Below are 13,913 nucleotides of genomic sequence, written 5' to 3' on the forward strand. Positions count from 1 at the left end.
CTTCAGGACCGGCGGGCCAGACGTTCCAGCGTTTCGAGACCCGCCTCCTCACAATTTTTGATTTCCAGGAGCAGCGTTTCGGCCTCCAGCCGGTTCTTGCGGTTCAACGGGTCTCCTCCGGAAGGAAAAGGAAACTTTACGGCAAGCTTGGCCAGTGCATGTACCGCGGCATAGTAGTGCCCTTCCGCTTCGAAAGCGAGCCTTGCTCGTTCGACCTCCAGCTTCCTGCTCAAGCCCCTTAAAAATCGGACCGCATGCTCCCGCGCATGCAGGACGACGCGAAGGGAGTATGCCTGGCCGATCGGGTCGACGGCCCCGTTTCGGATGGAATCGCGCCACGCCTCATAAGCGGTCAGCCCCGTCACGTATCCCGGAAAAGTCCGCTCGCCATAAGCCGCGGCCAACACGCCGGCGAATAAATCCGGCACCGCATCCTGAGGCGACTTTGCGTTTTGTGCGAGAGGGTTCACAGCCATTACGAACAGTCCCCCGTCCTTACCGCGGCCAAGCTTGTCGTACGCCAGCTTTATGGCACCCGCGTTCGGCGCGTCAGCGGAAAACGAAAGCTGCTCGTCGTCATAGCCGTACAGCAACCCGAATTCCGGTCCGTTCAAATCCCAGGCTGCGACCGGTGTACCTGCAGCGATCGACCTCCTGGCGAGCATGACGGCCTCGCCCAAAGCATGGGCGGAAGGTTCGATGCCCCCATCGCCGGCATGCGTCATTTGCAAGCCCAGGCGCTTCAGTCCCGCTTCCAGAACAGGCTCCCAGAAATACATGGAAGGCCCGGATACATCGATTCGTTCACGCTCCAGGCTGATCCGGAAAGCATATCCGGTCCAGCCCATCACATCCGAAAGGCTGCAGGCGGCATGCCCCTTGAACTGTAAAATCCGGTGGATGCAGGTCGCGATCGAACAAGCCGTTGACTGCCGGGCGTCCGCCCCGGTACGCAGCGGCAGCATCACCTTTGCCCGGCGTTCGCCACCGCCGCCCGCGTCGTCCAGCCGATCCCGCAAATCGCTGCGCACCCGCTCCCTTTTCATTTTTGTTTTCAATCTGGATAACGATTTGTACACATTTCCTTCGGTCATGCCGAGCAGTCCCGCGATTTCGTGCGGTGTCAGCTGGCTTAGAAAGTGAGCCTCGAACAGGTCCCTCTCCCGCTGCGAGAGGGTGTGGAGCATGCTCCGCAGCGCTTCATAAAATTCTTTTTTCATCAGCTCGGCTTCCGGCGCGGCCTTTTCATTACGGTTCCGCGCAGGAGTCAAACGAAATAAGAGGTCATCGAGACCGCTCCAATCGAGCCCCGTATCCCCGTAAGCTCCTGTTTGGCCGGCGATGGCGGTAAACGTCGATTCTCGCGACAACCGCACGTCTTTCCTGCGTTTCATCAGCGCCTGATTTCGAACGATCCGGTTTAACCAAGGGAGGAACCGGCCGGGATCCGACAGCCTGTTCATATACAGGAACGCCTGAACCAGCGCTTCCTGCACGACATCCTCGGCATCAGACCGGTCATGGACGATACGCTTGGCCACGCCGAGCATTCTTGCCCGATGCAGGGTCACCAGCTCGCCGAACGCTTCCGAATCGCCAAGGCGTGCGCGATCCGCCAGCGATTTCAGCGCAGCCGAGTCGTCGTAATTGCCGAAGAACGGCTCCTGCTCCTGCACGAAACAACCCTCCTTATCATCCGCCTATCCGGTTTGATGCTCTTGATCTTCATTTTTGGACATCGGACGGCGGATTTCAAGAAAAATCATTTCCCAACCGCCTCAACGCCGAAAAGTAGTATGTCCCGAAACGCGAAAGCGGCCATTAAAATGGGCGTGCCCATCCCCAAACGAATGAAGCACGCCCCTTATTCCAACTTTTATGCTAAACATTCCTGCCTCCTCAATTGTTTATTTCCCATGCAATCGTCAACGCCCCCTGCGCATGGTCGCCGGTAACGACGATTCGTACGGCGGACGGTTTCTTCACCCGGTAGGTGATGCTGCCTTGTTCGGCATCCGTATACGTTCCGTCTTTGGCGTCCAGGTACGTGCCGTAGCCGCCGCTGCTGATCTGCCAGTCGATCCGATAGGATAACGTCTGACCCGCTTCGAGCTCGACCGGTATCTCTTTCTTCCCGTTAAAATAACCGAATTCCGCGTGATAGCCCTCAGCGGTTCTGTTCTCTTTCCACTGTTTCGTGACGGTGAAATCGACGGTGGAAACGCAGACGGCCCCGGCAAACAGCAGTATGGCTGCGGCAGCGCTGTAAGGCCACCTGAAGTGGAACAGACGGTCCACGGCGAGAAAAACAAGTGCGCAGACCGCGCCGCAGCCGCCGGCAATCATGCTTAACGCCCATTGGCCCGGAAACCAGATCAGAAAAGGGACATAACCGCCGAGCATATAAAGCAGGACGATAAGCGCAATTTTGGAGGCTCCGGCCTTAAGCTTGCAGAGCGCCGCGTCCACTGAGGCAGAGAATAGGACGGCGTAACCATAGATATACTCCCACAGCGGGAGCTCCCGTGTCAGCTCGGACATCCGGTAGCCGTCAAAATCGGCTGCTATAACCAGGAACCCCATAAATACGAGCCCTGCAGCCATCAGTTTTGATGCTGCATAAGCGGTAATCCGAACCCGTTTGGACGCGGCCACGATGCCTCACTCCCCGACGACTTCTTTCTTTCATAGGTAATAGATACAGTAAAAAGGATGCGCCGAGAGGATTGTCTTTCTGCTCGCCGCTGCACTGCACGCGATTCTCGTTTTATTTTTCCAAATGGCCCCATTTGGACAAACATACAAAGCGAATAAAATTTGATTTCATACTCTATTATGAGCGATCCGAAAGGAGGTGAGAGAACATGTCGATCAATCTGATCCAAAATCCTAGTTTCGAATCCGGCGTCTTGGATCCACCTTGGCAGACGGCAGGATCCGGAGCACCCGTTTTTGATGGGACTTTCTATGCTGCAATGGCCCTCTTCCTGGAAGTGAAGGGGTACCGGCACCCAATGCCGTTCTGAGCCAAGCCTTCCCGGTCGCTTTGGATAGCGTAGGACTGCAGGTAAGCTTCGCAGCAAGAGCTTTGGTCGGACTTAACGAAGCTCCCCTGCAGGCGAGAATCCGGTGGCAAAGAGGAGTTGCAGACGGTTATTCCACGATTTCAGAGGAAACACTGATCATTGTCAACACCAGTCAATTGACGGATGACAACTGGAATACGTATATTACCACTACCGCCCCGAAGCCGGCGGAAGCGCTGCAGGCCCGGATCCGCTTCGTCCTGCTGGGCGGAGATGAAGCTACTCTTCAAGGTGTTGGGATTGACCTCGTCGTGGTTACCACCATCGTAGATTAATCGCCGGTTGCTTAGCGATAGAAGGCCCAAGCTAAAGGAAACTTTTTTTGGGGGACAAGTTCCCGCCCGCTAAATACATGATCGCTCAGCAGGCTGCCGAATGATATCGGCGGCCTTTTTTAACTTTCCCCCCTCCATTTTTCATCGATGGCCTTCTTTACATATTTCTTCAAGAACAACAGGAAGGAAATCGAGTTTACTCCGCAGGTCGTTTTTCAGGAAATCGGACATTTGACTTGTGTGAACCAAAATAAGGGATGCAAATTCCGGCGTGATGCCCTTATGGAGGAGCGTGCTTTCGAAAAGACCGTAATGTAATTTCAGCTCGTGCGATTCAATCGCCAACTCAATCAAATAAACAAGGGCTATGGATCCCCATTGCACCATATATTTCGGCATTACCCTGGACACCAGCTTCGAGTCGGTCAAATCAATTCCAATTTCCTCCTTAGCTTCCCTTGACAAGCTTCCCAACAGATTCACAGCATTCCCCTGGAAATCGCTTCTCTCAATGCCTCCTGTGACAAACTGCAGCATACCGGGAGCGCCGTATATGTATTCATCTCTCCAATTACAATATACCGGTCCTTAGTAAAAATTACGCCACGACTTGCACCCGCCGGGGGATGGGTTTCACGATCATTTGATCATTTGTCCGGTTCAAAACTTGTCCTTCTTTCATTTACTAGAATAAGAGGAGGTGAAGAAGCCATGTCCTGTGTATCAACGGCGACACGTCAAGTATGTCTTGAGCTTGTTCTGGACGTCATAACCGGAGCAGCCGTAAGACAATCCGTCAGCTGCGATTACTGCGCTTCAACGACTCCGATTGTCGACGAAGAGGGATACCACGTCTTTATATCTCTGGATGTCAACTATACGGTGGAAATATCGGATACATTCGAAGTTTCTTGTCAATTGGAATCCATTACGATACCGGCAGTCGTTTAACAGGTTTGGCATGGAAAGAGGAGCTGGGCGGCGCAGCTCCTTCTTTACTTTCTGTTAAAACGTTCTTACAGCGATGCGCGGTATTTGCCCGGGGTCGTTCCCTCGTACTTTTTAAAAACCCGAATAAATCCGATATCGTTGGCGTAGCCGACCTTTTTGGCGATTTGCATGAACGTCATTTTTTTGTCCCGCATCAATTTCTTCGCTTCGTCAATCCGGACTCTCGTCATATAGTCGGTCAAATTCATCCCCGATTGCTTCTTGAAAAAGGCCGACAAATATTGCGGGGTTAATTCAAACTGATCGGCGATGCTGGTCAAGCTGAGCCTGTCGTCGCCGTAATGCTGTTCGATATACCGGATGATTCGTTCGAACAGCTTCCTTCCGTGGCTGCTGAGCCCCGCGCCGCGATAATGGGTCATGGCGAGAAACCACTCGCGGATTTTGACCTTCATCTCCTCCGCCGTCGGACAATCGGTCAGCTCCTTAAGCGGATCGAACCCTTCGCCGAACAGCTCCTTATACAGCGGATCCATCGGGTTCATGATTTTCCATAACGTGCTGACCATGTTCGTAAAAAAGCTGCGCCCCAAATCGGGCGTCATTACCCGCTGGCTGAAATGCGCGTGAAACAGATTGCCGATGAGCCTGCCGACGTTGTCCTCATCGCCGCTTTTGACGAAGTTGATCAGCTGAATTTCCGTTTCAATCGGGTAAAAGTAATATCGATCCGACAACGCGATTTCACTGTAACGAATGATGCTGCTGTGCCCTCTGTACATTTTGTAATCCAGCGCATGGAGCGCTTCGAAATACGATTCGCACGCCCGCTCCACCCCCTCGTACATCCCTCCGATCGCTAGCGTGACATACGTCTTGAACCGTTCCTCCACCATTTGTTTAAGCTGAACGACAATGGCGCCAAGCTCCTGATCCGCTTCAACGATTCGTTCTTCAGAGAAGTTGACGAGCAGGGCCACGCGCTGCCGGTCCAGCTCTACCGCATATCCCCAATGCCGCTCGCGAATCAATTCGCTGCCTATATTGGAAATGATGAACCGAAGCAAAGCCCACTGCCGTTCGGATTGATCGGCGCTAAACCGGCTGAAATCGGCGATGTCGATTAAAATGACGGCAAACCGGTCGGAGATCAGCCGGATATCCATAAACTGAAGCGATTCCTCGGTCAGCCGGGATACATCCACATGTCCGCGGACGATACGCGACAGAAAGCTTGCCTGAATGACCGGGGCCTGCCGGGATAAAATATGGCGAAGCTCCCGTTCTTCATGCATCGTCATTTGAATCGCTCCCCGGATAAATTCGTATTCGTTGGACGGCCGCCCGGCGCGCGCCGGCCTCTTATTCTGCAAAGCCCGCACCACGCCCTGAAGCGGAGCGTAATTGCGATGCACCCAGAAGGCGATCGCCGCGCCGCCGCCGGCCAGGCAAATCAATAGCAGCGTGATCATCCAGTTTTTCATCGTATATACCCGTTCCAAATAGACCTGCTTCGGCATGACGTGAATATACTTCCATCCGTTTTGATCGGATACGGTATAAGACAGCATCATTTCCTTGCCGTGGTCCTTGTATTCGTAAGGGATTCCTTTCGTCTGAACGTCAGGCCCGATCTGATCCCAAGGGAGAGACAGCCGCCCATCGGAAGCCAGCAGACGGTCTTTCCGGTCGAGAATATAGACGGAGCTCCGGTAGGCGGAGTCGATCTTCGCCAGCATGCTTCGAATCTGGTTCATATCCAGCAAAATCACGAGCGCTCCGCGGATATCGCTCGTTTCCCCCAGGGGCAAGGTTTGGACGAAGGTTATCGTATCGAGCCTGCCGCCCGGCGTCTCATAGGTGACGGGAAAATAGTCCTGATAATGCGGGCTGCTTAACAGCTGGCCCCGCCATGCTTCGAAGCCGGTTCCCGCCGGATGGTACAGACGCTGATAAAACATATCGGCCGTCGTTTTGGCTCTCGGCATCAGGACGGTATCGTTCGTGCCGAGATATACGTAATAGCCTTGAATGAGATCGCTTACATTTTGGTAGGGAGGCATATGCTCCGTTACAAACTCCACGTACTTGTAAGCATTCGCGGCGTCTGACGCGTCCGTGCTGTTCATGAGCCACCGCAGCCTGGGATTCAAGGCGATCTGCTGCGACATCAGCGTAATATCCTTCAGCTTGCCGTCCATCACCTGGCGGAGCTGCTCGAGCATAGCCAGATTCGCCCGGTTCGCATTATCGGTCATAATCGTGTTCGTTTTCGTATATAGAATCGATCCGAGAACGATCGGAAGCAGGAAGACAGCCAAATAAGACAACACAAGCGTCGTGAATGCGCTTCCAAGAGAGCCGCTTTTCATTCGCATGATCTCTCACCTCTTACGGGTTCGTTCTGCCTCACTACTAATTCTGGAAGCCCGGCCCGTCTTCCTGCTTCTCTTCATTTATTCCTTCAGCGCGCCGATCATGATGCCTTTGACAAAATATTTTTGCAGGAACGGATACAGCACCAGTATCGGAACGGTTGCGACCATGATCGTCGCGTATTTGATCGCTTCGCCGATCGGCATTTTATCTACGCCGGACGCGTCCGTCGTCATGTTGTCCGTGCTGTTCGTAATGAGAATTTCCCGCAAAATGAGCTGCAGCGGATACAATTCCCGGTTGCGCAAATAAAGCATCGCATTAAACCATGCGTTCCAGTGGGCAACGGCGTAGAACAGCACCATCACGGCCATGACCGGCACCGACAGCGGCAGTATAATCCGCCACAACACGGTCCATTCGCTCGCTCCGTCTATTTTCGCCGATTCCTCCAGACTGACCGGGACGGCCTGGAACGCCGTGCGCATAATGATCAAGTTCCACGTGTTGACGGCCCCGGGAATAATCATCGCCCACGGCGTATCGATAAGCCCGAGATTGCTGACGAGAAGGTACGACGGAATAAGCCCGCCCTGAAAAAACATCGTGACGACGATCATCAGCATCACCGCATTTTTAAACAATACGTTCCGCCTGGAAAGAAAATACGCGCCCAGCGCGGTCATGATCAGATTAAACGCGGTTCCTACAATCACATAAAAGATCGTATTGCCATAGCCGGTTAAAATGTTCGGATTGGCAAATACGGCTTTGTACGCGCCAAGGCTGAAACCGTACGGCTTCCACAGCATTCCGCGATGCTGCGCCAGCAGACCGGGATCGCTCAGGGAAGAGAAGGCCACGAATAAAAACGGATACAGCGTGAAGAAGCACAGCACGATCATGGCGGCGGCGTTGAGCAGATCAAACGATTTTTCGCCCAAAGTCGATTTATTCATCCGGACACTCCCCCCGTCACCATAGTTTTGTCTCGCTTACCCGCTTGCTTACGCTGTTCGAGAGGATAAGCAGGGACAGAGCGATCACGGCGTTAAACAGACCTACGGCGGTCGTGTAGCTGTAGCTGGCTTCCAATATCCCTTTGCGATAGACGAAGGTGGAGATAACGTCGGCCGTATCGTAGGTCAGCGGATTGTACATGAGCAAAATTTTCTCGCTGCCCACGGACATCATCGATCCCATCTTCAGGATCAGCAATATTATAACGGTGGGCATAATGCCTGGGACGGTAATGTGGATCATCTGCTTCCACCGGCCCGCCCCATCGACCTTCGCCGCTTCGTACAAGGTCGGATCGATATTGGTCAGCGCGGCCAAATAAATAATGGAGCCCCACCCGACCTGCTGCCAGATGCCCGAGGAGACATAAAGAAAACGAAACCATTCCGGCTCGGACAAGTAGGATCTTGGCGCAACGCCCAGCGACGAAAGCACCTGATTGACAACCCCGTCCCGGGCCAAAAAGTCGACCAGCATCCCGACAACGACGACAACCGATATAAAATGCGGCAAATACGTGATCGTCTGGACGATTCGCTTGAAAACCTGCCGGCGCAATTCATTCAGCAGCAGCGCCAGAATGATCGGCGCCGGGAAGCCGAAAATCAGCTCGTACACATTGATCAGCAGCGTATTGCGGATAAGTCTCCAAAAATAATAGCTGTTGAAAAACTCGATGAAATGATGGAAGCCCACCCACGGGCTGTTCCAGATGCCGTCGCCGGGACTATAATCTTTCACCGCGATTTGCAGCCCGTACATCGGTCCATAATCGAAAATCAGATAATACGCGATCACGGGCAGCGCCATCAAATACAGGAGCTTGTTGCGCTTTAAATCGCGTCCGACCGTAATCCAACGGCTATTCGAGGAACGGCTCATCTTGGCGATTGTTCCTTCGGCGGTTTTGATCGTCTCCGTACGAAATCCCTCCTTCGCTTGAAATCGGACACAGGGGATGAACGAGTCATCCCCTTGCAGACAAGCTTGACGTCAGCGCATCAGCCGTTAGCGGTTGTTGTACCTTTCCAATGCGGCCTGTTCAATTTTGACGGCGTCCTCGATGCCCATGCTCTCAATCGTCTTGACATATTTATCGAAGTTATCCAGCGGCTCCGCCCCCATGATAAACTTGTTGAACATCTCGTCCTTGTACGTGTTCACATCGTTCATGATCGAAGCGAATTGACTGCTCTCATCCGAAGTCGGCGTGACGGGAGGGAGCTTTCTCTCATCGCTCGGCTCCGACCAGATCTTGATCGAATCCTTCTGCTCCGGCAGAGCGGCATACTGCTCCATATATCGTTTGTCCTCCACGAACGGACCGTTGAAATTGGCGCGCACATGGCGGGCCATCGCCTGGGCCACCGACATATCCTTCGGATTCATAATGTCGTCGGTAAACGTCGGGTAGCCGTTCACCATGTTGTACGAGACGCCTTCCACCCCAAAGTTAAACAGCATTTTGCCCTCGTCGCTGTAGGCGTAGTCCAGCCATTTGGCCGTCGCTTCCGGGTTTTTGTTGGAGGTTGAGATCGCGGCGGCCACGCCGCCGGAGAAGTTGTAGGTTCTTGCGCTCCAAAGCTTCTTGTCGCCGGCGTTGACGACGGGAAAAGGCGCGGCCACGAGTTTAAACCCGGGAATATTGTTTTTCACGAGCGATGTATAGTTGCCGATCCCCGAGCCCGTGCTCATCACGGTCGCGAACAGTTGATTTCCCGTCACCTTCGCGTCCTTCAGCTTGCTGTCGGTCACCGCGAAATCCGGGTCCAGCAGCCCTTCCTTGTACCATTTGTTCATGACCGTCAGAAACTGCTTATACTCCGGTTGAATCGGTCCGTATTTGACTTTTCCGTCCACCTGGTAAAAATCGTAATTGACGCCGAACGAGCCCAGAAACGCCACAGGCCCTCCCATATCGCCCACATTGATCAGGAGAGGGATTTCATCCGGCTTTCCGTTGCCGTTCAGATCGCTGTTCTTGATCGCGGTCAGCGTTTTATTCCAGTCGTCGATCGTTTCGGGCATTTTCAAATGCAGCTTATCCAGCCAGTCTTTGCGAAGCGCGATGCCTTTGCTGACCAGCAGGTAATCGTCACCGCGCAGAAAAGGGAACCCGTAAATGCTGCCTTCATCCGTCGTAACCTGCTTTTTCCAATCCGGGTTAGCATCCAAAATCTTTTTTAAATTGGGCGCGTCTTTATCGATGATATCGTTCAGCTTCATAATTTTTTTATCTTTAATCGCCTTTTCCGGGCCGCCGGGATAACCCGTCCAGCCGTATTCGATGACATCGGGCAGGTCCTTCCCGGTAATCATGAGATTGAACTGATCCTTTTCCTGGCCCACGGGAGGATGCTGGAAGTTTACATGGACCCCGGTCTGTTTCTCCAGCTCCTTATATACCGTCATATCTCCGAAGCTTTTTAAAGTAGCGGCGACATTGCTTGAGAGCGCCACCCAGTACGTAAGCGTTTGCAATTTTGCGGGCTCTTGCCCTTCCTTTTGGTTCGCCTCCTGTTTTGGCGGGCTCGAGCTGCTGCAGCCTGCAGCTACCGTTAGGGACAGCAAAACGGAAGCCCCTGCGGCCGACCATTTTTTCCAGCCAGCTTTCATCATAACGCTGTTACCTCCTTCAATTAGACGGGGATTAGACAAAGCTGCCGGTGCTTCGGCGACTCAAAAAACGTCGGCCCGAGGCTGCCGGGTTAGGGATCCGTCGATTCCGCTCCTCCTCATTCTTGCAAATTATTCGATGGATGGAAATCGCTGAATTTACCCGTCCATAATCCGATGTTAAGATCCGCCGCTATCCGAATTTAAGATTGGCTATCCGAAATTAACATGTTTAGAGGTATGGCCTGCCTTAAGGACGCGATCGGAATCCAAAAGAAAAAGCCGCAGTACGCGGCTTCGGCTTCGTCGTTTATCGGTCTTGCCGTTCCTTGACCAGCTTTAACGTCGCTACAATCAAAAAGCTGACAATCACAAGCAGCAGCCAGGAGCTCACCTTGCCCACATGGACAAGCCGCCATGAACCGGCCTGATCCGGATATTCCCAGGCCCCAAAAAAAGTGGCCACGTTTTCCGCGATCCAGATAAAGAGTCCGATCAGCACGAAGGAAAGCGCAAGCGGCATCCGGTATCTTGTACCGCCGACCTCATACGTTACCCATGTCCGCCAAAATACGAGCAGCACAAGCGCCGACAGCCACCAGCGGACATCGATCCAAAAATGGTGCGTGAAAAAGTTCAAATAAATCATCGCGGCCATCGGCACCACGACCGGGAACGGCGGCCATTTGATAAGCTCGACCTTCAACCGCCGCCACGCCTGGCAAAGGTAACTCGCAACGCTGGCGTACATAAATCCGCTGTACAGCGGAACGCCGAACACCTTCGAATACCCCTCCTCGGGGTACGACCATGAACCCATGTGCACCTTGAAGATTTCAAGTGCCAGGCCGATCAAGTGAAACATCGTAATAACCTTCAGCTCGTCGCGTGTTTCAAGACCGGAATGAACCATCCACCACTGCATGGCGAGGCAAATGAGAAGCAGCCAGTCGTACCTTGGAAGCCAAGGCAACGGAATAAGCTGCGTTAACGCCAGCGAAGCGAAAATCGTAACGGGAAACAGACAGGATAACGCCTGCTCCCAGCCAAAACGAATAAGCTGCAGCAATGCCGCCTTCATCAATAATTTCTCCTCGTCACCCAAATCTATTCAGACGGAAAAGCTTTCCCCGGCGTCATCGTCACGTTTGTACTCTAAAATGTCTCCCGGCTGACAATCCAAAGCTTTGCAAATCGCCTCTAAAGTCGATAACCGAATCGCTTTCGCCTTTCCGTTTTTCAGAATGGAAAGGTTAGCCATCGTAATTCCGATACGCTCCGAAAGCTCTGTGACGCTCATTTTCCTCTTCGCCAGCATGACGTCAATATGGATAATCATGGCCATGATCTTCACCTCAGACCGTCAGGTCATTTTCCGATTTTATATCCAAGGCATTTTGCAGCAGCTTCTGAAGAACGGCAGCAAAGACCGCAATCACTATCGAAGCGAAAGCAACGACCAGTCCGAGCACGATGAGCCCCGGGGCATCGTCCCCATCCGCGATGAAAATTAAGAACGGCAGACATGCCGTATACAAAGCACTGATAATGACGGCGCAATATTTGATCCGTTTTAACGCTTTAACCGATAATTCGGAGAAGGCTTCGTTCTTGTCGATATAGCTGAGCAGTTTATAAGCCTGAACCAATGCCGTGAAAAACGGTATCGCGGATGCATAGATGCAAATTAAGACGGGATACAGCCAATGCGCCGGATAATGCTTTACCGCTTCAATGGCGATCCGGGGCAGTCCATAGACACACAAAGCAAGAATCGGAATTCCCATCAGAAAAACAGTGATTTTTAAAAACAGCGTTGTCCCCCGTTCCATCACATTCACCTCGAGTCGATATTTTACTTATTGAATTTAGCATATTATTTATCGTTTTACAATATATTTTAATCGTTATACAATGTCCGGCCAAAATAAAAACAGGCAGCCGCTTGCGGCTGCCTGTTTGCATATGACGATGAGTGCTTTTTACGAAACGTCCTTACATCATCTCGGGTTCGCTCTTGATGGGAACGGAGCCTTTGACGCTTTTGGGCATTTTCAGCTTTCCGTAGAAGAAGCCGGATACGAGCGCGATGAGGATGACGATGACCCCGATGACGAAGACAGACGTGATTGAATCGTTCAAAATCGACTGCAGCGAATGAAGCAGATTCGCCGGAATGCTCGTTCTGACTTCCGGCTGCAGCAGCGCCTGCGGATTGGCGAGCTGCGCGAACTGGGCGTCCGGAATGGAGCTGTAGTCGCTCCGGATAGCACCGATGCCGCTTGTCAACTTGTTGGTCATGAATACGCCCATAATGGCGACGCCGACCGTTCCGCCGATCGAGCGGGTGAACTGCGTCGTCGAGGTGGCGACGCCGCGCAATTCGTGTCCGACGGAGCTTTGCGATGCGATGGTCAGCACCGGCATAAGCGCGCCCATGCCCAGACCGACGATGATCATATACAGAATCAGCTCTAAGCTGCTCGTATTGACGGTCATCTGCGACATGAACAGATACCCGACCGCCATGATCGCCAGCGAGCTGACGACGATAACGCGGTAGCTCAGCCGGGTGATCAGCCGACCGCCGATGATGCTCGAAGCGATCAGCGACAGCATCAGCGGCGTCAGAATATAGCCCGAGTTCGATGCCGAGGTGCCGATAACGCCCTGCGAGAACAGCGGAATATACGTAATCGCGCCGAACATGCCCATCCCCATCAGGAAGCCGACGATGCTCGAGACCGAGATGGTCCGGATGCTGAACAGCTTCAGCGGAATGATCGGCTCCTTCACTTTGGATTCGATCCACAGGAAGATGAGCAGTAGCGCGGCGCTGGCCGCGAACAAACCGAGAATTTGCGGCGAATCCCAGGCGTAATGCTTCATTCCGCCTCCATCGCCTTGGCTGCTGCCGCCCATTTCGATGGCCAGCAGGAAGGATACGATGGCGCCGGTCAGCGTCGCCGCGCCGCCCCAGTCGATTTTCTTTTTCTCCGTGCCTTTGGATTCCTTGAGCGCCATCGAGATGACCAGCGCCGCTAGAACGCCGAACGGCAGGTTAATGTAGAAAATCCACTGCCACGCCAAATGGTCGACGATAAAACCGCCGACAGCCGGCCCGATGACGCTGGAAAGACCGAATACGGCGCCGAACAAGCCCTGCATCTTGCCCCTGCGGTCGGGAGGAAAAATATCCCCGATGATGGTCATTGCGATCGGCATAAGCGCGCCCGCTCCGATCCCTTGAATCGCGCGGAACACGATCAGCTGCGTCATGTCGTGCGACAGGCCGCACAGCGCCGATCCGACCAGAAACAGCCCCATTCCGATCAGGTACACGAGCCGTCTGCCGAACAAGTCGGCGAGCTTGCCGAAAATCGGCACTGCGGTCGTAGAGGTCAGCATATAAATGGTGAATACCCAGCTGTACAAATTAAAGCCTTTCAACTCCGCAATGACATGCGGCATGGCGGTGGATACGATCGTCTGGTCGAGGGCGCCGAGCAGCATACCCAGCATAAGCCCCGTGACGATCCATCGGATTTGCCTTGGACTGATGTTTGTCATAGTTCCACTCCTAAACAAT

Annotated in this window: 13 protein-coding genes; 2 read left to right on the forward strand and 11 right to left on the reverse strand. The window is 53.2% G+C overall.

Annotated features, from left to right (window positions below):
* Window positions 1-2: 2 nt before the first annotated feature.
* Window positions 3-1,676 carry an RNA polymerase sigma factor gene (locus PD282_RS20710; protein ID WP_274652778.1) on the reverse strand — a complete coding sequence of 558 codons (1,674 nt, stop codon included), beginning with the start codon at window positions 1,674-1,676 and terminating at the stop codon, window positions 3-5.
* 223 nt (window positions 1,677-1,899) lie between these two features.
* A complete protein-coding gene (locus tag PD282_RS20715) occupies window positions 1,900-2,655 on the reverse strand; it encodes a hypothetical protein (RefSeq protein WP_274652780.1) in 756 nt (251 codons plus the stop codon).
* A gap of 209 nt (window positions 2,656-2,864) precedes the next feature.
* On the opposite strand from PD282_RS20715, the gene PD282_RS20720 reads away from it, so the two are divergent.
* Window positions 2,865-3,026, forward strand: a complete 162-nt coding sequence (locus tag PD282_RS20720; RefSeq protein ID WP_274652782.1) for a hypothetical protein — start codon at window positions 2,865-2,867, stop codon at window positions 3,024-3,026.
* 62 nt (window positions 3,027-3,088) lie between these two features.
* Window positions 3,089-3,361, forward strand: coding sequence for a hypothetical protein (locus PD282_RS20725; protein WP_274652784.1), 273 nt, complete (start codon window positions 3,089-3,091; stop codon window positions 3,359-3,361).
* A 141-nt stretch (window positions 3,362-3,502) separates the two neighbouring features.
* Here the strand turns inward: PD282_RS20725 and PD282_RS20730 are convergent, their stop codons facing one another.
* The 9 genes from PD282_RS20730 to PD282_RS20770 form a co-directional block, all read right to left on the reverse strand.
* Window positions 3,503-3,898, reverse strand: a complete 396-nt coding sequence (locus PD282_RS20730) for an NUDIX hydrolase (protein WP_274652786.1) — start codon at window positions 3,896-3,898, stop codon at window positions 3,503-3,505.
* Window positions 3,899-4,377: 479 nt separating this feature from the next.
* Window positions 4,378-6,690, reverse strand: a complete 2,313-nt coding sequence (locus PD282_RS20735; RefSeq protein WP_274652788.1) for a helix-turn-helix domain-containing protein — start codon at window positions 6,688-6,690, stop codon at window positions 4,378-4,380.
* Window positions 6,691-6,768: 78 nt separating this feature from the next.
* Window positions 6,769-7,647 (reverse strand): carbohydrate ABC transporter permease, encoded by an 879-nt coding sequence (locus PD282_RS20740; protein ID WP_274652789.1) that lies wholly within the window; start codon window positions 7,645-7,647, stop codon window positions 6,769-6,771.
* Window positions 7,648-7,663: 16 nt separating this feature from the next.
* Window positions 7,664-8,590 (reverse strand): ABC transporter permease, encoded by a 927-nt coding sequence (locus tag PD282_RS20745; protein WP_274652791.1) that lies wholly within the window; start codon window positions 8,588-8,590, stop codon window positions 7,664-7,666.
* A 126-nt stretch (window positions 8,591-8,716) separates the two neighbouring features.
* Window positions 8,717-10,327, reverse strand: coding sequence for an extracellular solute-binding protein (locus tag PD282_RS20750; protein WP_420832317.1), 1,611 nt, complete (start codon window positions 10,325-10,327; stop codon window positions 8,717-8,719).
* A gap of 307 nt (window positions 10,328-10,634) precedes the next feature.
* Window positions 10,635-11,405, reverse strand: a complete 771-nt coding sequence (locus tag PD282_RS20755; protein WP_274652794.1) for a DUF817 domain-containing protein — start codon at window positions 11,403-11,405, stop codon at window positions 10,635-10,637.
* Between the two features lie 30 nt (window positions 11,406-11,435).
* Window positions 11,436-11,669, reverse strand: a complete 234-nt coding sequence (locus PD282_RS20760) for a helix-turn-helix domain-containing protein (RefSeq protein ID WP_274652796.1) — start codon at window positions 11,667-11,669, stop codon at window positions 11,436-11,438.
* A gap of 10 nt (window positions 11,670-11,679) precedes the next feature.
* Window positions 11,680-12,156, reverse strand: coding sequence for a DUF2975 domain-containing protein (locus PD282_RS20765; RefSeq protein WP_274652798.1), 477 nt, complete (start codon window positions 12,154-12,156; stop codon window positions 11,680-11,682).
* Window positions 12,157-12,319: 163 nt separating this feature from the next.
* Entirely contained in the window at window positions 12,320-13,894 is a 1,575-nt protein-coding gene (locus tag PD282_RS20770; protein ID WP_274652799.1) for an MDR family MFS transporter, read from the reverse strand.
* Window positions 13,895-13,913: the final 19 nt, after the last annotated feature.

The organism is Paenibacillus humicola (genome assembly GCF_028826105.1).
GTDB lineage: Bacteria > Bacillota > Bacilli > Paenibacillales > Paenibacillaceae > Paenibacillus_Z > Paenibacillus_Z humicola.